The organism is Streptococcus sp. A69, assembly GCF_058556195.1.
The window spans coordinates 98810-121438 of record NZ_JBZUJU010000002.1; the positions used below are offsets into that span (position 1 = coordinate 98810).

Consider the following 22629-nt stretch of genomic DNA (forward strand, 5'->3'; position numbering starts at 1 on the left):
ATTAGAACTCCGTAATCTCGAAAGCGCCAGTTTCTTTTTCGTAATCTAGCAATTTGTCAGACAAGAGTTCGATGAATTCGATGTTGTACTCTGGGCGGTTTTCTTCGACAAGTTGGCGAGCAGCGATACGGCCCTCAAGTTCTGAGCTGGCATCGATGTCTAGGTAAAGTGAGCGTGTTGTTTCACGACGTGGGCTACGTTCTTTTGTTTCTTGATAAAAAACTTTGTAAATCATATAGTTCCTTTCTATTTACAGGTCAGCTTATTCCAAACTTTTAGCAGAGATTTGCTTGATTTCATTCCATTTTGTGTCTAGATTGACCTTGATTCGTTACAATTATTTCAATTATACCATAAAATGAAAAATTAGTAAAAGACGGAAAATGAGAAAGTAAAGGCTGACAAAAGCGTAAAACTTGGATGACAAGATGAAATAAAATTGTTTTGAGCAAAAAAGAAAAAGCCCTTAACCGAAGTCAAGAGCCTACTAACAACACTGGGGGCGAATTATTCAATCGCAATTTCAGTTCTTTAGAAACCAAAGTTTCAGGGGTAGTACTTGCAACCCGAAGAATCAAAGATTCAACCTGCATTTCCTACCAGTGTGCAATTATATTTTAACATTGATGGTTAAAAGAGTCAAAGAATTTGCTGTCTTTAATTCCCTCTTTTTTCTCAGCAAAAATCGAGTTAAAACATAAAAAGAAAATAATGCAAATAGATGAATCAACTGGTAAGGGTGTAACGATTATGTTTAAATCATTGAAAATGATGAGCAAACTATAAGAGATGAAGAAAATAACATTCATCCTTCTAAAAATGTGTCTTTTATCTAGCATAATTGATCCAAATTTCTTACGAAAAGCCTTCCTTTTTATCCTTCACTTATTCTATTCGAAAAAATAAGAAAATCTAAAAAATTTTTTGCACCTTGCTACTCATTTACTGGCAGGTCCTTTTGTTTCAAAACAAAGAAAATTCCCATGCGCTGGCTTTTGTAGTATAATAGTAAACAGACAAAAAGATAGGAATGTGTTATGAAAGTATTAGCTTTTGATACGTCCAGCAAGGCTCTTTCTCTCGCTATTTTAGAGGACAAGCAGGTTCTTGCCGAGACGACGATTAATATTAAGAAGAATCACAGTATTACCCTCATGCCAGCCATCGATTTTTTGATGGCAAGTTTGGATTGGACACCCAAGGATTTGGATCGAATCGTGGTAGCTGAAGGACCAGGTAGCTACACAGGTTTGCGAATCGCGGTAGCAACTGCCAAGACCTTGGCTCATACCCTGAACATTGAGTTAGTTGGCATGTCTAGCCTCTTGGCTCTGGTACCGCGCCAACAAGAAGGCTTATTTGTTCCCCTGATGGATGCACGTCGTAACAATGTCTATGCAGGATTTTATGAAAATGCTCAGCCTGTCTTGCCAGAAGCGCACTTGTCTTTTGCGGAAGTGCTAGAGCAGGTCAAGGATGCTGAACAGGTAACCTTTGTCGGAGAAGTTGGAGCCTTTGTGGAACAAATCCAAGAACAACTACCACAAGCTAGCTACCAAGAAACCTTGCCAAATGCAGCTAATCTAGCTCTTTGGGCCTGGGACAAGGAAGCAGACTCCTTGCACGACTTTGTGCCAAATTACCTCAAACGTGTTGAGGCTGAGGAAAACTGGCTCAAGAACCACTCCGAGTCTGGCGAGTCCTACATTAAACGCCTATGATAAAGATCAAACGAATCCAACAGCAACCTGACTTAGCTCAAGCTATCTATGCTGTTATGGTAGATGTTTACCCAGTCAGTCCGTGGACGCTGGAACAAATCCAAGCAGACCTGTCCCAAGACCAGACTTGGTATGCTCTGGCTTATGATGGGGAAGAAGTGATTGGATTTCTAGCAATTCAGGAGAATAACTTTGAAGCAGAAGTCTTGCAAATCGCTGTCAAAAAAGCCTATCAGGGTCAGGGAATTGCGTCAGCCTTGTTTGCAACATTGCCGACAGATAAGGAGATTTTCCTCGAAGTCAGAAAGTCAAATCACCGAGCGCAAGCATTTTACAAGAAAGAAAAGATGGCGATCATCGCTGAGAGAAAGGACTATTACCATGACCCAGTCGAGGATGCCATCATCATGAAGAGAGAAATAGATGAAGGATAGATATATTTTAGCATTTGAAACATCCTGTGATGAGACCAGTGTCGCTGTCTTAAAAAACGACGACCAGCTCTTGTCCAATATCATTGCTAGTCAAATTGAGAGCCACAAACGTTTTGGGGGCGTAGTGCCAGAAGTAGCTAGTCGTCACCATGTCGAGGTCATTACAGCCTGTATCGAGGAGGCTCTAGCAGAAGCAGGAATTACAGAAGAAGATGTGACAGCCGTTGCCGTTACCTACGGACCTGGCTTGGTTGGAGCTCTACTAGTTGGCTTGTCAGCTGCCAAGGCCTTTGCTTGGGCGCATGGTCTGCCACTTATCCCCGTCAACCACATGGCTGGGCACCTCATGGCAGCTCAGAGTGTGGAGCCTTTGGAGTTCCCCTTGCTAGCTCTCTTGGTCAGCGGTGGACACACCGAGTTGGTCTATGTGTCAGAGGCTGGTGATTACAAGATTGTTGGGGAGACACGAGACGATGCAGTTGGGGAGGCTTATGATAAGGTCGGCCGTGTCATGGGCTTGACTTATCCAGCAGGTCGCGAGATTGATGAGCTAGCTCATCAAGGTCAGGATATTTATGACTTCCCACGTGCTATGATCAAGGAAGATAATCTGGAGTTTTCATTCTCAGGTTTGAAGTCTGCCTTTATCAATCTTCACCACAATGCTGAGCAAAAGGGAGAAAGCCTGTCTACAGAGGACTTGTGTGCGTCCTTCCAAGCTGCTGTCATGGATATTCTCATGGCAAAAACCAAGAAGGCTTTAGAAAAATATCCCGTAAAAACCCTAGTTGTGGCAGGTGGTGTAGCAGCCAATAAAGGTCTCAGAGAACGCTTGGCAGCTGAAATCACAGATGTCAAGGTCATCATTCCACCCCTGCGTCTCTGCGGGGATAATGCAGGTATGATTGCCTATGCCAGTGTCAGCGAATGGAACAAAGAAAACTTTGCAGGCTTGGATCTCAATGCCAAACCGAGTCTCGCCTTTGATACCATAGAATAAAGAGTCAGCTAGAGGCTGGCTTTTTAACTCCGAAAAATGTCAGAATATTTTGACATAACTGTAAAAATGATGATATAATATGTAAAAATTAGGAGGTGCTCAGATGATTGAGAGAATGGAATTGGGAGAATTTTACAAGGAATTGCGGCTGGCGAGAAAGCTCAAGCAGTCAGATGTGGCTTGTGAGGGTCTAACAGCATCCCAGCTATCTAAGTTTGAACTAGGGCAGTCTATGCTGTCTGCGGATAAACTGATACTAGCTATCCAAGGGATAAATGTGACCTTCGATGAGTTTGGACACAAGCTTAATAATTACCAGGAATCCCCACATATGCGAATCGGTCGAAAGGTTGTAAATCGTTTTGCCCATCAAGATATAGCTGGCTTAGAGAAACTATTAGAGGAAGTCGAGCAAGAACAGATGGCACATACCTATCGTCGTTTAAATGCTATTGTGATCAAAGATGCCATTCATTCCTTGGATAAAAACTATCTGCTAGAAGAGGAGGATAGCGAGTTTTTGACTACTTACCTCTATGCTATTGAATCTTGGACCTGGTTTGAACTCTATCTTTTTTGCAATACCATGCCCTTCTTGAGTAATCAAGATTTGATCTTTTTATCTACCTCTTTACTCGAAAAATCCAAGGAATTTAAAGAGTTAGTACACAATCAATTGTATATGAAAAGTGGTTATCTTAATATCATCTCAGAGCTCATGGAGCGCAAACTTTTTTCCTATATCCCAATCTTTGAAGCCGAGTTGGGGAGCATGCTCCGACCATATGATGTTTTCGAGAAAGTATCATTGCAGTATTTAAAGAAATTGAGCATTTTCCTTCAAACCAAAGGAAGTAATCAAAAAGAGATTGAAGACTTTATCCAATCTCTACAAGTATTAGAAAATCCACAATTAACAGCTCTTTTTGAACTACGCTTACAGCAATATAAAGACCTTATCGATTAACAAACAATCGCAAAAATGAAATTTCTATAAGAAAAAATGTCAAATATGCGATTTTCTAAAATAGGGCATTTTTCGTGTTATACTGTCTTTATTTCATAGTATAGGAGAAAATAAAATGAAAAAGATAATCTCACGCTACTACTTGTTTGTAACTATTCTACTTGTCATTGCTGACCAGTTCTTCATTCGTTTACTTTTACATACCGATCTTGCTGCTGGTCTATCCGACTTTTCCTATTATTTGTCGGATATGCTGTTGAATTTTCTTGTGGTTCTGCTTGCTATTATTGTTATGGTTTGGTCAGGTAAATGGCAGAAAATTAACAGTCGAAAATTTAGAGGTTCCTATCTTTTTTATTCCTTTTTAGCTCTTCTTGCTTTTGTTATTTGGAATTTCGTCACATTTTATCTTTTCCCATCTACCAAAAATGAAATTGCTTATCAACTGGATGTCCCTACTTTTACAGGAGCTACAGCATTTTTGATGTATTTTTTCTATCCTGTGATTGCAGGTCCTATTTTTGAAGAGATGATTTATCGTGGGTTGGTGATGACCGCTCTGGAAAAAGGGAAGAAGTGGGGACTGGATGTGCTCGGTTCGGCTGCTTTGTTTGGAATCTTGCACATTAGTAACCACGGTTGGGTCTTGACGGACTTTTTCGTATATATGGGTGGCGGTCTCATATTTGCAGTCTTATTTAGAGTGACAAAGTCCATTTATTGGCCTATTGGGCTGCACATAGTCTACAATGGCATTGGTCAAATTTTACCGTTGCTGTAATTTTAGGTGCTCGGCAATATCGGTCTATCCTTGGGGAGAACTTCCCATTTGAACTCAAAAAGGAGTTGCGATGAAAGTATTTATTCAAAATAGAGATTTTAGGCAATTAACCATCAACCAGTGGATTTCAACGGTTGGGGATACGATTTTTTATCTTGCTTTTTTGAATTATGTGGCAGACGCTTCGTTTGCCCCCTTGGCAATTTTACTCATTACGATTTCAGAGACTGTTCCTCAAGTTCTGCAAATTTTTATGGGAGTTTTGGCTGACTTTCAACACCATCGTGTTCTAAAGTATACGGTTATTAGTTTTGTCAAATTTGTACTTTATTCTATAGTGGCGCTTTCGCTTTCAGGGCAGCCCTTTTCCTTATGGCTTGTATTCTTTATTTGTTTAATGAACCTTTTGTCGGATACATTGAGTTACTTTTCAGGAGCCATGCTTACTCCTATTTTTATAAGAATCATTGGGAAAGAACATCTGACAGAAGCTATTGGCTTTAAACAATCAACAGTTAGTTTAGTTCGGACAATCAGTAATATTCTAGGAGGGGTTTTACTAGGAATTCTTTCCATTCAGTTCATTTCCTTGCTAAACGCTCTGACGTTTCTGATAGCATTTGTAGGTATTCTTCTCATAAAAAATGATCTTTTGAAAGTTGAAAAAACAATTAGCTATCAAGAAGGTCTTTCTATAAAATCGTTTTGCCAGCATTTGTTCCAATCATCAAAATTGATCTGGAATATGGATAGAGTGATCTTCATTTTATTTATCGTCTCTATCAGCCAAGCGGTGATTAATGTTACTGTTCCTATTTCAACTCTTTTTTTAAGAAACCAACCGTTTTTGGATTTACAAACTGGTCAATCACTCGCTTTGTTATCAACACTAGAATTGTTAGCACTTATTGTCGGAAGCCTTGTAAGTGGCTATCTGAAAAATACGATTTCTATAAAAACAGCTCTATACGCTTCGGTCGTCATCCAGTTACTCCTTCTAGTAGGATTTGCCACAGTTCATTTTGGTTTGATTCTGCTTTTCAGCTCCTTGGATGCCTTCATCGCAGGGTTACTCTCTCCTAGATTGCAAGAACTCGTCTTTAAACAAATACCTGAGGAGTCAATGGGAGCGGTTCAATCCTCTATTGGTGCTATTACGGTTGTCTTACCAAGTCTATTCACAATCGTTTTCGTAACGATTGCTACAAGTTTTGGGGTCCTAGCGGTCAGCTTTATTCTATTGCTATTACTCCTAACCGCATTTGTCATGCTCTTGAATATTCGTGAGAGCATTTAGAGGAGAATTTGTATAATAGGTGTTTGAGACTGGATCGCCAGTCTTTTTATGACGGCCAAAATCAGCAGACTTTTTTCTCTTCTTTGAATATGTTATAATAGTCCGTGCTGTGGCTGTGATGATGAACAGCCTCAACTGGAGAAAATATGAGGAGAAGGATGAAAGAAAAAGGATTTTGGGAAGGTGTACATGCGGCCATGCCGACTGCCCTCGGCTATGTTAGTATCGGTCTGGCTTGTGGGATTATCGGTGCGCCCTATGTGACACCTGTTGAGATGGGCTTGATGAGCCTCTTTGTTTATGCCGGGAGCGCCCAGTTTGCCATGTTGGCACTGATTGCGGTACAAGCGCCTGTGGCAGCTATTGCTATGACGGTCTTTTTGATCAACTTGCGACTCTTTTTGCTGAGCTTGCATGCATCGACCTACTTCCGTCATACTAGTCTCTGGCAAAATATCGGCATGTCTAGTCTCCTGACAGATGAGACCTATGGCGTTTTGATGGGAGAATTAGCCCATACAGATAAAGTCCATCCTATGTGGATGCACGGGAACAATCTCAATAGTTATGTAGCCTGGTTTATTGGGACAGTGGCGGGGACGGCTTTAGGTGGCCTTCTTCCAAATCCTGAAGTCTTTGGCTTGGACTTTGCCCTTGTTGGGATGTTTATCGGGATTTTTACTTCACAATTTCAGATTATGCAAAGACGGGTTCCTGTACGGAATCTGCTACTAATCCTAGCCGTTGTTGCGGTGTCCTTCTTTTTGCTCTTGACAGTAGTGTCTCAGTCGCTAGCTGTTTTGTTTGCGACCTTGCTAGGTTGTACCATGGGGGTGGTCTTAGATGGTCAGTAAATATCTTTTGTTAGCCGTTATCTTTTCAGGCCTAGTGACTTGGATTCCCCGTATGATTCCCTTCATCTTGGTTAAGTACAAGGGCTTGCCAGCTATCGTCGAGCGGTTTTTGAAGTTTTTGCCTGTTTCCATTATCTTTGCCTTGATCCTTTCAAGCGTAGTGACTGGCAAAGTTGGCAGTCTCCCTCAAATCAAATGGCTGGACTTTTTAGCAGTCTTTCCAACGGCTTGGGTAGCCTTTCGCTACCGCAATCTAGTAGGTACGGTTCTTTTTGGGGTAGTCTTGATTGCAGTCTTGCGTCTGGTCTTTTAAATCAGCCATAAAAAAAACCTATCACCGAGATAGATATCATATAATGGCAAAAAAAAATATTTTCTGTTAAGATAGTAAAGTATTCTATTTTGGAGGAAATGACATGAAAAAAATCGTTAAATACTCATCTCTTGCTGCTCTAGGACTTGTGGCTGTAGGTGTGTTAGCAGCTTGCTCAGGTGGTGCGAAAAAAGAGGGAGAAGCAGCTAGCAAGAAAGAAATTATCGTTGCAACTAATGCTACACCAAAACCATTCAACTATGAAGAAAATGGCGAATTGACTGGTTACGAAATTGAAGTGGTTCGCGCTATCTTTAAAGACTCTGACAAGTATGATGTCAAGTTTGAGAAGACAGAGTGGTCAGGAGTCTTTGCAGGACTTGATGCTGACCGTTACAATATGGCTGTTAGCAACATCAGCTACACTAAAGAACGTGCTGAAAAATACCTTTATGCAGCTCCAACTGCTAAAAACCCTAACGTTCTTGTAGTGAAAAAAGATGACCCTAGCATCAAATCGCTTGATGATATCGGTGGAAAATCAACAGAAGTTGTTCAAGGGACAACTTCTGCTAAACAGCTAGAAGACTACAACAAACAACATTCAGATAATCCAACTGTCCTAAAGTATACTAAAGCGGACTTCCAACAAATCATGGGACGCTTGAGCGATGGCCAGTTTGACTACAAGATTTTTGATAAAATCGGTGTTGAAACAGTCATCAAGGACCAAGGTTTGGACAACTTGAAAGTCATTGAACTTCCAAGCGACCAACAACCTTACGTTTACCCACTTCTTGCTAAAGGTCAAGATGAGTTGAAAACATTTGTAGACAAACGTATCCAAGAACTCTACAAAGACGGAACTCTTGAAAAGTTGTCTAAACAGTTCTTCGGAGACACTTATCTCCCAGCAGAAGCTGATATTAAATAGTCGTATGAAATCATCCAGTCTGAGAAAGGCGGATGATTTCTCAATTTTTAGGTATATAGTTTCAAACTATATGTCTGCCTATCTAATAACAATTTGCTAAATCAAATAAAGTATGAGATACTAGTACGGTATTATTTTTAAAGGAGATAGAATCATGAAAATCAAAAAATGGCTCGGTGTAGCAGCTCTTGCTACAGTCGCAGGTTTGACTCTAGCAGCTTGCGGAAATTCAGAAAAGAAAGCAGACAACGAAACAGTTGTTAAAATCGCAACAGTTAACCGTAGTGGTTCTGAAGAAGCACGTTGGGACAAGATTCAAGAGTTGGTTGAAAAAGATGGAATTAAATTGGAATTCACAGAGTTTACTGACTACTCTCAACCAAACAAGGCAACTGCTGACGGCGAAGTTGACTTGAACGCTTTCCAACACTACAACTTCTTGAACAACTGGAACAAAGAAAACGGGAAAGACCTTGTAGCGATTGCAGATACTTACATCTCACCAATCCGCCTTTACTCAGGTAAAAATGGAGAAGAAAACAAGTACACTAAAGTGGAAGAAATCCCAGATAACGGTGAAATCGCCGTACCAAACGATGCAACAAACGAAAGCCGTGCGCTTTACTTGCTTCAATCAGCTGGTTTGATCAAATTGGATGTTTCTGGAACTGCTCTAGCAACAGTTGCTAACATCACAGAAAATCCAAAGAACTTGAAGATTACTGAATTGGACGCTAGCCAAACAGCTCGTTCATTGTCATCAGTTGATGCTGCCGTTGTAAACAATACCTTCGTTACAGAAGCAAAATTGGACTACAAGAAAGCACTCTTCAAAGAACAAGCTGATGAAAATTCAAAACAATGGTACAACATCATCGTTGCGAAAAAAGATTGGGAATCATCACCTAAAGCGGATGCCATCAAGAAAATTATCGCGGCTTACCACACTGATGAAGTGAGAAAAGTCATCGAAGAAACATCAGACGGTTTGGACCAACCAGTTTGGTAATAAGACACAGGGAGGTGGGAGAGAGTTTCCACCTCTTGCTTTTGTATAGAGAGTTGATTTTAAAGAGGAACTTGTTGTCGTTTTGAAGACGCAAGTACGTAGTAGAAAGAGAGAGAAAATGGTTTTTCCTAGCGAACAAGAGCAGATTGAAAAATTTGAGAAGGATCATGTGGCCCAACATTATTTTGAAGTCTTGCGCACCTTAATTTCCAAGAAATCAGTCTTTGCCCAGCAGGTTGGACTCAAGGAAGTCGCAAACTATCTGGGTGAGATTTTCAAGCGTGTGGGGGCTGAAGTGGAGATTGATGAGAGCTACACGGCTCCCTTTATCATGGCGCATTTCAAGAGTTCGCGTCCGGATGCCAAGACCTTGATCTTCTATAACCACTATGACACTGTGCCGGCGGATGGTGACCAGGTGTGGACAGAGGATCCTTTTACCCTTTCTGTGCGAAATGGCTTTATGTATGGGCGTGGGGTTGACGACGACAAGGGCCATATCACGGCTCGTTTGAGTGCTCTGAGAAAGTATATGCAGCACCATGATGACCTGCCTGTCAATATCAGCTTTATCATGGAGGGAGCGGAGGAATCCGCTTCTATGGATCTAGATAAGTATTTAGAGAAACATGCAGACAAACTTCGTGGGGCGGACTTGCTAGTCTGGGAACAAGGGACCAAGAACGCCTTGGAGCAGCTAGAAATCTCTGGTGGGAACAAGGGGATTGTGACCTTTGATGCCAAGGTAAAAAGCGCTGATGTCGATATCCACTCTAGTTATGGTGGAGTTGTGGAATCAGCTCCTTGGTATCTCCTTCAAGCCTTACAGTCTCTTCGTGCTGCAGATGGTCGTATCTTGGTCGAAGGCTTGTATGAGGATGTCCAAGAGCCGAATGAACGAGAATTGGCCTTGGTGGATACTTACGCCCAACGAAATCCAGGGGAAATTAGTCGCATTTATGGTTTGGAATTGCCTCTCTTACAAGAGGATCGTGTAGCCTTCCTAAAACGTTTCTTTTTTGAGCCAGCCCTTAATATCGAAGGGATTCAGTCAGGCTATCAAGGGAAAGGCGTTAAAACGATTTTGCCAGCAGAAGCCAGTGCTAAACTAGAGGTTCGTTTGGTTCCTGGCCTAGAACCGCACAATGTCCTGGAAAAAATTCGGAAACAGCTAGACAAAAATGGCTTTGATAAGGTAGAATTATACTATACCTTGGGAGAGATGAGCTATCGAAGCGATATGAGCGCACCAGCCATTCTCAATGTGATCGAATTGGCCAAAAAATTCTATCCACAGGGCGTTTCAGTCTTGCCGACTACAGCAGGGACAGGACCTATGCATACGGTCTTTGATGTCCTAGAGGTACCAATGGTGGCCTTCGGTCTAGGAAATGCCAATAGCCGAGACCATGGTGGAGATGAAAACGTGCGAATCGCCGATTACTACACCCATATTGAATTAGTAGAGGAGCTGATTAGAAGCTATGAGTAGAGATATTATCAAGTTAGATCAGATCGATGTGACTTTTCACCAAAAGAAAAGAACCATCACAGCGGTCAAAGATGTGACTATTCACATCCAAGAAGGGGATATCTACGGAATCGTTGGATATTCTGGAGCAGGGAAATCAACCCTTGTACGGGTGATTAACCTCTTGCAAAAGCCATCTGCAGGAAAAATTACCATTGATAACGACGTCATTTTTGATGGCAAGGTGACCTTGACGGCAGAGCAGCTGCGTCGTAAACGTCAGGATATCGGGATGATTTTCCAGCATTTTAACCTGATGAGTCAAAAGACGGCAGAGGAAAATGTAGCCTTTGCCCTTAAACACTCTGGACTCAGCAAGGAAGAAAAGAAGGCCAAAGTAGCTAAGTTGTTAGACTTGGTTGGCTTGGCGGATCGTGCTGAAAACTACCCTTCACAACTATCAGGAGGGCAAAAACAGCGTGTGGCCATTGCGCGTGCCTTGGCCAATGATCCAAAAATCTTGATTTCAGATGAGTCAACGTCTGCTCTTGACCCTAAGACAACCAAGCAGATTTTGACCTTATTGCAAGATTTGAACCAAAAATTAGGTTTGACTGTTGTTTTGATTACACACGAAATGCAGATTGTCAAAGACATTGCTAATCGTGTGGCAGTCATGCAGGATGGCCGTTTGATTGAAGAGGGTAGTGTCCTTGAAATCTTCTCAGACCCTAAACAATCTTTGACCCAAGACTTCATCTCTACTGCAACAGGTATTGACGAAGCCATGGTCAAGATTGAGAAGCAAGAAATCGTAGAGCATTTATCTGAGAACAGTATCTTAGTGCAGCTCAAGTATGCAGGGGCTTCGACAGACGAGCCACTTTTGAATGAATTGTACAAACATTACCAAGTAACGGCTAATATCCTTTATGGAAATATCGAAATTCTCGATAGCACTCCTGTTGGAGAATTGGTTGTGGTCTTGTCAGGTGAAAAAGCAGCGCTAGCAGGTGCTCAAGAAGCTATCCGTCAAGCGGGTGTCCAGTTAAAAGTATTGAAGGGAGGACAGTAGAATGACAGAGTTGATTCAAACTTACTTACCAAATGTCTATAAGATGGGCTGGGCTGGTCAAGCAGGCTGGGGAACAGCCATTTATCTAACCCTTTATATGACAGTTCTTTCCTTCATTATTGGAGGGTTCTTGGGGCTTGTTGCAGGTCTTTTCCTCGTCTTGACAGCACCAGGCGGTGTCTTGGAAAATAAGGTTATCTTTTGGATTTTAGACAAGATTACCTCTATTTTCCGTGCGGTTCCTTTCATCATCCTCTTGGCAATCATGTCGCCACTGTCTCACTTGATTGTAAAGACTAGTATCGGGCCAAATGCAGCCCTTGTCCCACTTTCTTTTGCAGTCTTTGCCTTCTTTGCCCGTCAGGTGCAGGTGGTCTTGGCTGAGCTGGATGGTGGTGTCATTGAGGCGGCGCAGGCTAGTGGAGCGACATTCTGGGACATCGTGGGTGTTTACCTATCAGAAGGTTTGCCAGATTTGATTCGTGTGACGACTGTGACCTTGATTTCCCTTGTTGGGGAAACAGCTATGGCGGGAGCGGTCGGAGCTGGTGGTATTGGTAACGTAGCCATCGCTTATGGATTTAACCGCTACAATCACGATGTGACTATCTTGGCAACCATCATTATCATCTTGATTATCTTTACAATCCAATTCTTGGGAGATTTCTTGACCAAGAAATTAAGTCATAAATAAATGGAAGGAGCCCAACGGGACTCCTTTTTGTTTTCTTACCGAAATGCAAGAAGAGTAAAGTTTCTTTTTAGAAATATGCTATAATAAAGAAAGGCCTCTCAATTAGCAAATCGGAAAGTTTGCTGTAGGAGGGATGATAATGTAAAGGAGTTTGTCTGGTATGAATTATTTCGAGGGGAATGAGTTTTTCCTTCTCTTGTTTGTAGTTTTACTGATTGGTTTTGTGGTAAACTTTTTTGAAAAACGTAAGGACTACTATATTTTGACGCTCTCCCTCTTATTTGCAGGAGCTATCTATGGTAAGAGTCGAGCGATGATGGTATATTTGCTCGCCTTTGTCGTTTACCAGTATTTTCTGGTTTTTCTAGCACAGAGGATAGAGGTAAAGCGGCTGAAACCACTGGTTTTCCTTTCCATTCTTCCTTTGGTAATCAATAAAGTCTTTGCCCTGACTTCTCTGCATTTGTTGGCCTTTATTGGAATTTCTTACATGTCCTTTAAGACCATTCAGATCATGCTAGAGATATCGGATGGCTTGATCAAAGAAAAAATCAGTGTAAAAGATTATCTACAGTTTTTGCTCTTTTTTCCAACAGTTAGTGCTGGTCCGATTGATCGGAGTAGGAGATTTTTAAAAGAGATAAACGAGGTCATGCCCCGAAAAGAGTATCTAGAGTTAGCAGGGGACGGTGTGTATCGTATCGTTCTAGGCCTTCTTTATAAGGTTGTTTTATCAACCTATGTTTACCAGATGTTACTCGCTCTAAATAATACTGGCACAGTCGTTTACTCAATCAAGTATATGTACCTCTATACCTTGTATCTGTTCTTTGACTTCGCAGGCTATAGTCTAATGGCCGTTGGAAGTAGTAACATTCTAGGTATTCAGACACCGATGAACTTTAACAAACCTTTCTTGAGTGTTGATATCAAGGATTTCTGGACCAGATGGCATATCACCTTGTCGACTTGGTTGAGAGATTTTGTATTTTCAAGAGTATTGATGCAGGTTATCAGGAAAAAATGGTTTAAAAATAGACTACACAATGCAACCTATGCCTATATGGTCAATATGTTGGTCATGGGTTTTTGGCATGGTCTTAGTGTTAGTTACATTGTCTATGGTTTTTACCATGGTGTCTTGATGGCTGGATTTGAAGTGTATCAAAAGAAAAGCAATTTTTATAAGAAAAATAAAAACAAAAACTGGTATAAGCTACTAAGTTGGTTTGTGACCATGAATTTGGTTATGATTGGTTTCTTTATCTTTTCAGGTGAACCCTATAAAATCTTGCTTACGATTTTAAAGAGATAAGAGATTGAAAAGAAATCGGCTAGATCGAAGGGATAGGATAAAACGAGATGATTAAATTAAAAGCATTTTTACTATCGCTTGTGCTCGTAATTGCGACGCTTGCCCTTTTAAATGTGACGTATGTCAAGAAGATTGATGATTATTATAAAGTCAAGGATAACAGTATTCGTTATAGCACCTCGTATGAAAAGTATAAAAGTAGAGATATTATAACAAGCAATATCACCCCCAATACACTGGTTCTAATGGGTTCTTCAGAGTTGGTTGCGACGATAAATGAAGACTATCATCCAAATAAAATTTTTAACTACAACGATTTTAATATCATGCAGATTGGGACTAGTTATTCTCAAAACATCATTCAGGCTACGACCTTGGGCTCTATTGAAGGATCTATGAGTAAGCGAAAAGTAGCTATAGTAGAGTCGGTTCAGTGGTTTGAAAAAGATGGGACCCATCAAGATGCCTTTTTGAACAAGGCTTCTCAGGAACATATTTTCCACATGCTAGATAATGACAAGATTAGTAAGGAAACGAAAGAAAAACTGATCAATCGTATTATTGAAATCACCAAGGGAAACAAGCAACAAAATGACATCTATAAAAAATATAAAAGTTATTTCATAGATGGAAAAGGAACTATTGTTGATAAAAAACTATTAGAGTTAGATAACGCGATGTATTCCTTTAAGCTCAAACAGACTTTTTATCAAAAGCATGCCAAATCAGATTATCCTTCGCTAGGAGACAAAACCCCAGACTATGATTGGCAGAAGATGACGGATCAGTTTGTGGAAGAGGTCAAAAAGAAAACAGACAATAATGACTATGCTGTTGATAATAACTACTACAATACTTACTTAAAAGACCGCTATGCATCACTGAAAGATTCTAATAAAGATTTGAGTTACCTAGAGTCACCAGAATATTCAGATATGGAACTTTTCTTGACAGTTGCTAAGGAATTGGGCATTGAAGTTGAGGTTATTATTTTCCCAGTAAACGGGAAATGGAACGACTACACTGGTGTCTCAAGAGAAATGCGAGAAAAAACTTATAAAAAAATAGAAGATGTCGCAAAAAGCCATGGTGCAACGGTACTAAACTATGGAAACAGAGAGTATGATGATTACTTTTTATTTGACGTGATGCACGTTGGAGTGAAAGGATGGATGGAAGTTGAAAAAGAACTTTACAAATTTGCAAACCAAGCTAACTAACACACAGCGTTTAATCTTGTGGACACTATTTTTCTATACGGTTATCTTAAGCATCGTGATTTACTGTTTTGTGACCGATTTTTCGAATATTCAAGAATTTATCTATAGTGAATTTTAGGATTGTATACAAAAAGGCCCTGGAACTAGGCATTGCTAGTCTTCAGGGCCTTTAGCTTATAGTTTATCAGCTATTTTTTGACTTAGAAATTGGCCAATAACAGCTCCCATCAAGGCGCCTAGGAGGATACTTATGACAAAGAGAAGGATTTTGTCCAACTCTGGAGCGACCATGATACGGTCAATGTATTCTTGGGATTTTCCACGCGCGAGTAAGGTGGCCACGTAAGCTTTGGGGCTGATCCACATGAGGAGGATAGGGCCACTTGTGCTGAAAGCAAAGACGAAGAAGGAGAGGGTGTTTTTGATTCGATCTTTGTAGTTACCGAGACGAGCGATGGCATCTGCTGCAAGACCACAGATGATACCTGGAAGAAAGGTACCAGCACCATGTTTGCTAGCTAGGAAAAAAAGTGCCATAAAAAGACCTAAAGTGGTGATAGCGCCAAAACGAGGGACCTTCGTCAAAAGAAGCATGTAGACACTGCCACCGACAAGGGCAGAAAAGGCAGGTGCGTAGAACATATTACCTGTCTGGTCGACCAGGTGTCCTAGGAAGACTCCAATCCCCACACAGAGAAAGTAGAGGACGGCGGCTAAGAGGGTGGTTAAGATATTTTTCTTCATGAGGATCTCCTTGATGCAAACTAACAAAACCAATTGTATCACGCTTTTTAAGGATTGTAAATGAGAACTCTATATTTTTGAAAACGCTTGAAATATGATATAATGGTTACATTGTTAGTTTAAGGAGAGTAACATGGGAAAATTTCTAGAATTCGTCTTTAATCGTATCTTTTTAGGAATGATTGCGACAGCTTATTTCTGGCTATTAACACTAGCAGGAGGAGTGGTCTTTGGTTTGGCACCAGCTAGTGCCACCCTTATGAGTTTGTATGCGGAGCACGGTTATACCTATCGAGCATACCATTTGAAGGAAGCTTGGGAATTGTATAAGAGCAATTTTGTCAAGAGCAATCTGACTTTCTATAGTTTTGTGTTTGTGGATCTTGTACTGGTTTATGGTTTGTATCTTCTAGTTCAATTGCCCCACCAGACGATTTTCCACCTCTTGGCGACCTTTCTCAATGTCCTTGTAGTTGCTCTTGTCTTTCTAGCCTACACTGTTTCCTTGAAACTTCAGGTGTACTTTGATTTATCCTACCAAAATACTTTGAAACTGTCCCTTATCGGGATTTTCATGAGCTTACCTGCGATTACCAAGGTTTTACTCGGGTCCGCTCTCCTTGTAGGAGTTGGTTATTATATGCCTGCCTTGCTCTTTTTTGTAGGAATTGGAATGTGGCATTTCTTTATCAGTGATATGTTGGAACCTATTTATGAAAGTATCCATGAAAAATTGGCGACAAAATAGAATGAAGCAGTTCTGGCTTCACTCTCTTTTACGGATTTATAGTTTGGTTATGATTGTGATCATTGCCAGTTTTGCGATTATGCTCTCGTATGCTGACTGGGATTCACGTGAGAAAGAAGCCCAACGGGTTGCAGAACGTGTGACTACTCGGACAGTGAGTGAAGTGGAATATTATCACAGAGAGTCAACCCAACTCGCTCAGTCTTTGGTTGAAAATCAAGCCCGAATTGAAGGGATTTACAAGTATTTCAGTCTTAGCACCCCAGACTATTTCTATTGGCAATTAGAGCGTAAAACTTCGCCTTATGTCTCTGTTTCCCTGTATGAAAATATTGATAATATCTATGTTCGGAATGATTTTGTGACTGGAGTGGCTATTGTCCTTCAGGACTATAAGGAAGTGTATGTTTCTACTAGAGAAAAACGCAGCGGAGAGAAAGTCCCTGCGGAGGATTTTAAGCCGACAGCCAACAGTTTTGCCATTCCCGTTTCTGATCCTGTGTCTGACAAGGATTTAGGAGTGATCTATATCTCCCTATCGCCAGATGTTTTACATGGTGCTATTGACAATACTCGGGGTCATATCCCAATGGCTGTAACAGTAACTTCTCCTTTTGAGACCGAGATGTTCCATATTGGGGAGAAGGTATCAGCCGAGCGAGAAAACTGGTTTGTAGGTGTTACCTCTCACGGTTATCAGGTTCGAGCTGCTGTTCCTAAAAATTTTGTTCTTACTGGAACTTTGACGAGTTCAGCTATTATTATTGGACTAAGTATCCTCTTTATCATCATTTTGTACGTGACTCTTAGACAGACTTTCTCAAATTACCAAAAACAGGTCGTAGATCTAGTAGATTCTATCGAGGTGATTGCTCAAGGAGAAGAAGGACTTCGAATTGATACCTCTGAAAAAGACCAAGAGTTGCTTCTCATTGCAGAAACAACCAATGATATGTTGGATCGCCTGGAAAAAAATATCCACGATATCTATCAGCTAGAGCTCAGTCAAAAGGATGCCAATATGAGAGCTCTACAAGCTCAAATCAATCCTCACTTTATGTACAATACTCTAGAGTTTTTACGGATGTATGCCGTTATGGCAAGTCAGGATGAACTGGCAGATATTATTTATGAATTTAGTAGTTTGTTACGCAACAATATCTCCGACGAGCGGGAAACGACCTTGAAGCAGGAGTTGGAATTTTGCCGAAAATATAGCTATCTCTGTATGGTACGTTATCCTAAATCCATTGCTTATGGTTTCAAGATTGCACCAGAATTGGAAGAAATGAGAATTCCAAAATTTACACTCCAACCATTAGTAGAAAACTACTTTGCCCATGGTGTTGACCATCGCAGAACGGATAATGTCATCAGTATCAAAGCCTTGAAGGGTCAAGGCTTCGTTGAAATCCTAGTAGAAGACAATGGTCGAGGAATGTCCTCTGAGAAACTAGCTAGCTTGCAAGAAAAATTAGCTCAGCGAAGTTTTGAACACGAGGCAAGCTACAGTGGAGAGCGGCAATCAATTGGAATAGTAAATGTACACGAACGCTTTGTTCTCTACTTTGGGGATCGCTACCAAATCAGTGTAGAGTCAGCTGAGCAAGAAGGTGTTCGTTACCATATCACTATCCAGGATGAATAGAAAGGGTAGAAATGTATAAAGTTTTATTAGTAGACGATGAGTACATGGTGACAGAGGGGCTCAAGCGATTAATCCCCTTTGAAAAATGGGATATGCAAGTCGTCGCAACAGCTAATCACGCAGATGATGCTTTGGACTACGTCAAGGAAAATCCAGTGGATGTGGTCATTTCCGATGTCAACATGCCAGATAAGACTGGACTTGAGATGATTAAGGAAATGAAAGAGCTACTTCCAGATACCTATTATATCTTGCTGTCTGGTTATCAGGAGTTTGATTACGTCAAAAAAGCCATGAATCTTAGTGTCGTGGATTATCTGGTCAAGCCAGTAGACAAGGTGGAGTTGGGCAATTTATTAGAAAAAATTGCGAGCCAGCTTCAGGAAAAGGTGGAGCAAAGTCAGACCCTCAGTCAAGAATTAGATGAAGAAGGCTTTATCAGTTTCTTAGCAGGGAAAGAAAACTGGTGGATAGGACTTTCAAAGGAAAAGCAGGGTTCTTTTACCATTCCTTACTATGTTTTGGGACAAGATTGGCAGATTTTTATCTCTGATCAACCGCTCGATGGTATCGTTGTGACACCATTTGAAGCACCCTACCAGCAGTCCTTTGAGAATTGGAAGATCAACGCTGAAAAAGCCCTCTTCTACGGTTCAGTTAATCTAGAAAAATCCGAGAGTTTGTTTGCTTATTACGAGCCGATTTACCGGGTGATTATCCAAGGGAATATCAATCAAATCATCGAAGAATTAACCCTGCTAGAGAAGGTCGTCTTGGAAAATACCCCGCGCGTGGCCATCACGAAGCAGCTCTTCACTCAGTTTGTCATGGATGTCTTTCATTTGTTTGAACATCTAAAAGCAGATGATATGACCGAGATAGTCAAAGCTATCCATGCCATTAACTCCTTTGAAGAATTGGTTGCCTATATCAAAGAAACCTTGACCAAGTTTTTTGGCCAGTACCACATGAATGAAAATGTGGTCAGCGTTCTGGAAGTGATTGGGCGTGATTATCAGAAAGAGCTCTCACTTAAGGATATTAGCAAGGATCTCTTTATCAATCCTGTCTATCTCGGTCAGCTAATCAAGAGAGAAACCAATTCAACCTTTGCGGAATTGCTCAATAAACAGCGAATTAAGGCGGCGCAGCAACTCTTACTTTCGACCAGTGATAGCATCGAAGATATTTGCTATGCAGTTGGCTACAGTAATGTTGGATATTTCTACAAGGTTTTCCGTAAATTGTGCGGAAAATCACCGAAAGCCTATCGGAAACAAGTTGAAACCAGCTTGTAAAAGTTGTATTCCTGTACAAAAAATGCTATAATGTTCAAAATATCTTATGGAGGAAAACATGAAAAAGAATCCTATTTATCTTTGGGTCTTGTTAGTTCTATCAGCCCTTATTTCATCTATGTCACTATTTGGAATCTTGAGTCCATTGCCAAGTAAAGATGCTCTTCGTGCTAGCCTGGCAAATAGCGGGACGCTCACTGCCCAGCAATTAGAAGACACGGTCAACTATACTTACAAAGTATCAGAATCCTCTCACTCTATTTTTAATATGTTGTTGATTATTTTATCTGCAATTTTAGTTGTAGTAGCCTTTGTATTTCTCGTACGTAAAAACGTACAATTCGCAAACTATACTTATGTTGGCTATGTTCTACTAGCTATTGTTGGTTTGGTTTATAGCTATATGAACGTTCAAGATGCGGTTCAATTAATCAAAGATAGTGCCCTTGGCTTAGGAATGGGAGCATTAGCAAAAGGAACGAATATTTTGTTCATCATCATCAATGTTCTCTTTTTAGCCTTAGTCTTTTACAAGATGTGGCGCCAACAAAAGGACTTGGCTGAGGAAGTTGAAGCAGAAGAAGCTGCCTAAGTATTGACAAAAAAGAACTATCAAGTTACAATTTTGGTAGTTCTTTTTATATCGTAAACATAAAAATCGAGGTCAACATGAAAAAAATATCCTTAGTGTATATCAGTCTGAGTGGGAATACAGAAAGTTTTGTAACCCGACTCAAGGACTATCTCTTGTCCCAGTACGAAGGGATTGAGGTCCAAAAAATCCATATCAAGGACCTAGTCAAGGAAGGTCAAGAATTCTTTGAAATGGAACATCCCTATATCGCTTTCTTGCCGACCTATCTGGAAGGTGGAAATGGTGTCGATAACGGCGATGTCGAGATTTTAACAACTCCACTGGGCGACTTTATCGCCTATGGGGACAATGCTAGTAAGTGTTTTGGGGTAGTCGGTTCTGGTAATCGTAATTTTAACAATCAATACTGCCTGACAGCCAAGCAGTATAGTCAGCGCTTTGGTTTCCCAGTTTTGGCTGACTTTGAAATGCGTGGTATGCTGGGAGATATTAAAAAGGTCGCAGCGATCATTGCAGACTTGTATGAGTTAGAAACAGAAAAATAAAGTAGTACTGAGGGGCAGTTGAGATTGTCAACTGCTTTTTGAGTATACAAAAAGCACCCCGTAAGGGTGCCATTTTATAAACTATCCTGCTTTTCCGATGGCAAGTGCATAGATAAAGAAAATAGCAAAGCCAAAGAGGAAAATCAATCCTGCGATAGCGAGGAGTTTTAGCCAAGAAGGAAGATTTTTATTTTCACGTGTCACCAATACATAGTTCAAAAGAGCGAAGAATGGTGTTGTCAGGAAAGAACCAATCATGGCGAAGCGAAGCATAGTTGATACTTGACCAGCAAAGAACTTGATGATGATGATACCGATAACAGCTGTGAGGGTCATCCAGATGTTCAAAGATTTGCTATCATCCTCTTTTTGACTTAACAAGAGTCGTAGGGAAACCTGATTAACGCGGGAATAGCCATCGATAACAGTAATGACTGTTCCAAAGATACAGAGAAAGGCGATGAAGGTGATCAAGTAACGGGACCATTCTCCAAGAACAGAGGCATACATACCCACGAATTGAGAGATGTATTTGGCTGAAGCGGCCTCAACTGCTTGTCCTGTAGGATACTGAATGAGTGCTCCGAGTGCTACAAAGAATACAGCCAGGATAGCAGTTCCAATGTAACCAACGTTAAAGTCGAAAAGGGCGTCCTCTGTATTAAAGTTGACAGTCTTTTTCTTTTCAGCAGACCAGAGTGAGTTGATGGCTGAAATTTCAATAGGGGCAGGCATCCATCCTAGGAGGGAAACGATAAAAGGGAGGGCTGCCATTTGCCAAGGTGTCTTCTCGACAAAATCAGAGCTGTATTCTGGATGCTTAATTGCTGCAATGATAACTGCAAGAACAGTTGCAATAGTCAAAGCAGACATGATCCATTTTGCCATACCATCCAATAGTTTGTAGCCACCAAATAGTAGCATGGCCCAAATGACTGCAACAAGGATCAGGGACCACTGAGTGATGCTAAGGCCAATCATTGGGAAGGCGCTAGCGATGATGGCTGAGCAAAGGATAGCGACTCCAGCTGTGTTGACCATGGCAGAGAAAACATTGAGGACAAAGAAAATCCAGAGATAGATTTTTCCTTTTTCGGCATAGCCTTCGACCAAGGTTTTACCAGTGTCAGCAGTATATTCGGCGCCAAAACGGAAAAATGGGTATTTAAAAACATTGGCCAAGATAACCAAGAGGAGTAGTGACCAACCATAAGAACCACCAGCTTGAGTAGAGGATACAATGTGAGAACCTCCAACGGCGGCAGAAGCCATGAGGATTCCTGGTCCCATTGCCTTTAGTTTGCTTGCCCAGGTTGACTGGTTTGATAACGTAACTTGTGACATAATAAACGCTCCTATTTTTGAATTTTCAGAATAATCTGAATAGATAGCTACTATTCTACAAAAAACTTAAAAGAAATGCAAGAATATTTTGAAAAAAGTTAGAAAATCCTGAAAAAATTCACAAAAATCATATGAAAATAACTGTGGCTGTTTCAAGGGGATGACGTTGACTAGGGCGAATAAAAATCCGAGAAGAAAGCTTCTCGGATTTTGATTATTTCAATTGATCTGTGACGTCTTTTGAGAGCAACATTCCCAGATGGTAAGTTTTATTGATATGTGCAATGACATCATTGATGTTGTCAGTCGTGTGAATTTTCTCTTTGATGTCAGCCTTAAATATTTCATCCTTCAAGAGTTGCTCTTGGTAGAGCTTTTGCAGTCTTTCTTTCTCGTACTTATTGAGCAGAAAAAGGAAAACCAAGCTAATTATAACGAGGATATAAGCATATTGGCTCATAGGAAATCTCCATGTATGATAAAGAAATAGTAGTGAATAGATCGAATTAGTGAAGCGCCTAACCAAATCACCGTAGTTACGACGTCATGGACTCTAAATCGATTATATTTAGGGGCCATGACTAGTGAAGCAGTTAGCTAGTCCGCATAAAGGCGGCTAGCG

General features: G+C 40.8%; 24 protein-coding genes. 20 read left to right on the top strand and 4 right to left on the bottom strand.

The genetic code is table 11. The annotated features are described in order from the left end of the window. Position 1: 1 nt before the first annotated feature. Positions 2 to 235, bottom strand: a complete 234-nt coding sequence (locus tag AC4ME5_RS04480) for a DNA-dependent RNA polymerase subunit epsilon (RefSeq protein ID WP_000639585.1) — start codon at positions 233 to 235, stop codon at positions 2 to 4. Positions 236 to 1037: 802 nt separating this feature from the next. On the opposite strand from AC4ME5_RS04480, the gene tsaB reads away from it, so the two are divergent. From tsaB to dltD, 15 genes are all read left to right on the top strand, one after another. Beyond that, entirely contained in the window at positions 1038 to 1721 is a 684-nt protein-coding gene (tsaB, locus tag AC4ME5_RS04485) for a tRNA (adenosine(37)-N6)-threonylcarbamoyltransferase complex dimerization subunit type 1 TsaB (protein WP_386704984.1), read from the top strand. Continuing rightward, on the top strand, positions 1718 to 2155 hold the full coding sequence (gene rimI, locus AC4ME5_RS04490; protein ID WP_491800161.1) for a ribosomal protein S18-alanine N-acetyltransferase: 438 nt from the start codon (positions 1718 to 1720) through the stop codon (positions 2153 to 2155). Before tsaB ends, rimI begins: the two co-directional genes overlap by 4 nt. After that, complete coding sequence (tsaD, locus tag AC4ME5_RS04495) at positions 2145 to 3155, top strand: tRNA (adenosine(37)-N6)-threonylcarbamoyltransferase complex transferase subunit TsaD (protein ID WP_491800162.1); 1011 nt, start codon at positions 2145 to 2147, stop codon at positions 3153 to 3155. The genes rimI and tsaD overlap by 11 nt, the downstream gene beginning before the upstream one ends. A 103-nt stretch (positions 3156 to 3258) precedes the next feature. Continuing rightward, on the top strand, positions 3259 to 4122 hold the full coding sequence (locus AC4ME5_RS04500) for an XRE/MutR family transcriptional regulator (protein WP_491800164.1): 864 nt from the start codon (positions 3259 to 3261) through the stop codon (positions 4120 to 4122). 115 nt (positions 4123 to 4237) lie between these two features. Further along, a complete protein-coding gene (locus AC4ME5_RS04505) occupies positions 4238 to 4903 on the top strand; it encodes a CPBP family intramembrane glutamic endopeptidase (RefSeq protein WP_491800166.1) in 666 nt (221 codons plus the stop codon). Positions 4904 to 4973: 70 nt separating this feature from the next. After that, on the top strand, positions 4974 to 6200 hold the full coding sequence (locus AC4ME5_RS04510; protein ID WP_491800168.1) for an MFS transporter: 1227 nt from the start codon (positions 4974 to 4976) through the stop codon (positions 6198 to 6200). Positions 6201 to 6358: 158 nt separating this feature from the next. Further along, on the top strand, positions 6359 to 7054 hold the full coding sequence (locus AC4ME5_RS04515) for an AzlC family ABC transporter permease (protein WP_081730819.1): 696 nt from the start codon (positions 6359 to 6361) through the stop codon (positions 7052 to 7054). Next, positions 7044 to 7367 (top strand): AzlD domain-containing protein, encoded by a 324-nt coding sequence (locus AC4ME5_RS04520; RefSeq protein ID WP_000253936.1) that lies wholly within the window; start codon positions 7044 to 7046, stop codon positions 7365 to 7367. Before AC4ME5_RS04515 ends, AC4ME5_RS04520 begins: the two co-directional genes overlap by 11 nt. 103 nt (positions 7368 to 7470) lie before the next feature. After that, complete coding sequence (locus tag AC4ME5_RS04525; RefSeq protein WP_000724973.1) at positions 7471 to 8301, top strand: amino acid ABC transporter substrate-binding protein; 831 nt, start codon at positions 7471 to 7473, stop codon at positions 8299 to 8301. A 154-nt stretch (positions 8302 to 8455) separates the two neighbouring features. After that, positions 8456 to 9310: a MetQ/NlpA family ABC transporter substrate-binding protein gene (locus tag AC4ME5_RS04530; protein ID WP_007520850.1), complete on the top strand. Its 855-nt coding sequence runs from the start codon at positions 8456 to 8458 to the stop codon at positions 9308 to 9310. 118 nt (positions 9311 to 9428) lie between these two features. Continuing rightward, entirely contained in the window at positions 9429 to 10802 is a 1374-nt protein-coding gene (locus tag AC4ME5_RS04535; protein ID WP_491800172.1) for a M20 family metallopeptidase, read from the top strand. Beyond that, positions 10795 to 11856, top strand: coding sequence for a methionine ABC transporter ATP-binding protein (locus AC4ME5_RS04540; RefSeq protein WP_096421553.1), 1062 nt, complete (start codon positions 10795 to 10797; stop codon positions 11854 to 11856). Before AC4ME5_RS04535 ends, AC4ME5_RS04540 begins: the two co-directional genes overlap by 8 nt. 1 nt (position 11857) lies before the next feature. Next, positions 11858 to 12550, top strand: coding sequence for a methionine ABC transporter permease (locus tag AC4ME5_RS04545; protein WP_000137507.1), 693 nt, complete (start codon positions 11858 to 11860; stop codon positions 12548 to 12550). 160 nt (positions 12551 to 12710) lie between these two features. After that, positions 12711 to 13865: a D-alanyl-lipoteichoic acid biosynthesis protein DltB gene (gene dltB / locus AC4ME5_RS04550; protein ID WP_491800174.1), complete on the top strand. Its 1155-nt coding sequence runs from the start codon at positions 12711 to 12713 to the stop codon at positions 13863 to 13865. Between the two features lie 47 nt (positions 13866 to 13912). Beyond that, positions 13913 to 15085: a D-alanyl-lipoteichoic acid biosynthesis protein DltD gene (gene dltD / locus AC4ME5_RS04555; protein WP_000593504.1), complete on the top strand. Its 1173-nt coding sequence runs from the start codon at positions 13913 to 13915 to the stop codon at positions 15083 to 15085. A 174-nt stretch (positions 15086 to 15259) separates the two neighbouring features. On the opposite strand, the gene AC4ME5_RS04560 is transcribed toward dltD, so the two are convergent. After that, on the bottom strand, positions 15260 to 15829 hold the full coding sequence (locus AC4ME5_RS04560; protein WP_007520842.1) for an MptD family putative ECF transporter S component: 570 nt from the start codon (positions 15827 to 15829) through the stop codon (positions 15260 to 15262). A gap of 133 nt (positions 15830 to 15962) precedes the next feature. Between AC4ME5_RS04560 and AC4ME5_RS04565 the strand changes: the two genes are divergently transcribed. The 5 genes from AC4ME5_RS04565 (at position 15963) to nrdI (ending at position 20663) form a co-directional block, all read left to right on the top strand. Continuing rightward, a complete protein-coding gene (locus AC4ME5_RS04565) occupies positions 15963 to 16577 on the top strand; it encodes a YesL family protein (protein WP_000514462.1) in 615 nt (204 codons plus the stop codon). Next, positions 16555 to 18225 (top strand): sensor histidine kinase, encoded by a 1671-nt coding sequence (locus AC4ME5_RS04570; protein ID WP_491800177.1) that lies wholly within the window; start codon positions 16555 to 16557, stop codon positions 18223 to 18225. The genes AC4ME5_RS04565 and AC4ME5_RS04570 overlap by 23 nt, the downstream gene beginning before the upstream one ends. A gap of 11 nt (positions 18226 to 18236) precedes the next feature. Continuing rightward, entirely contained in the window at positions 18237 to 19523 is a 1287-nt protein-coding gene (locus AC4ME5_RS04575) for a response regulator transcription factor (RefSeq protein ID WP_491800178.1), read from the top strand. A gap of 58 nt (positions 19524 to 19581) precedes the next feature. Then, entirely contained in the window at positions 19582 to 20115 is a 534-nt protein-coding gene (locus AC4ME5_RS04580) for an ABC transporter permease (protein ID WP_000740034.1), read from the top strand. A gap of 77 nt (positions 20116 to 20192) precedes the next feature. After that, a complete protein-coding gene (gene nrdI / locus AC4ME5_RS04585; protein ID WP_007520838.1) occupies positions 20193 to 20663 on the top strand; it encodes a class Ib ribonucleoside-diphosphate reductase assembly flavoprotein NrdI in 471 nt (156 codons plus the stop codon). Between the two features lie 81 nt (positions 20664 to 20744). Here nrdI and AC4ME5_RS04590 read toward each other — a convergent pair whose 3' ends face one another. Together AC4ME5_RS04590 and AC4ME5_RS04595 are read right to left on the bottom strand one after the other, a co-directional pair. Continuing rightward, positions 20745 to 22007 carry an NRAMP family divalent metal transporter gene (locus AC4ME5_RS04590; protein ID WP_000084702.1) on the bottom strand — a complete coding sequence of 421 codons (1263 nt, stop codon included), beginning with the start codon at positions 22005 to 22007 and terminating at the stop codon, positions 20745 to 20747. 214 nt (positions 22008 to 22221) lie between these two features. Continuing rightward, a complete protein-coding gene (locus tag AC4ME5_RS04595) occupies positions 22222 to 22467 on the bottom strand; it encodes a hypothetical protein (protein WP_000084849.1) in 246 nt (81 codons plus the stop codon). Between the last annotated feature and the right edge of the window lie 162 nt (positions 22468 to 22629).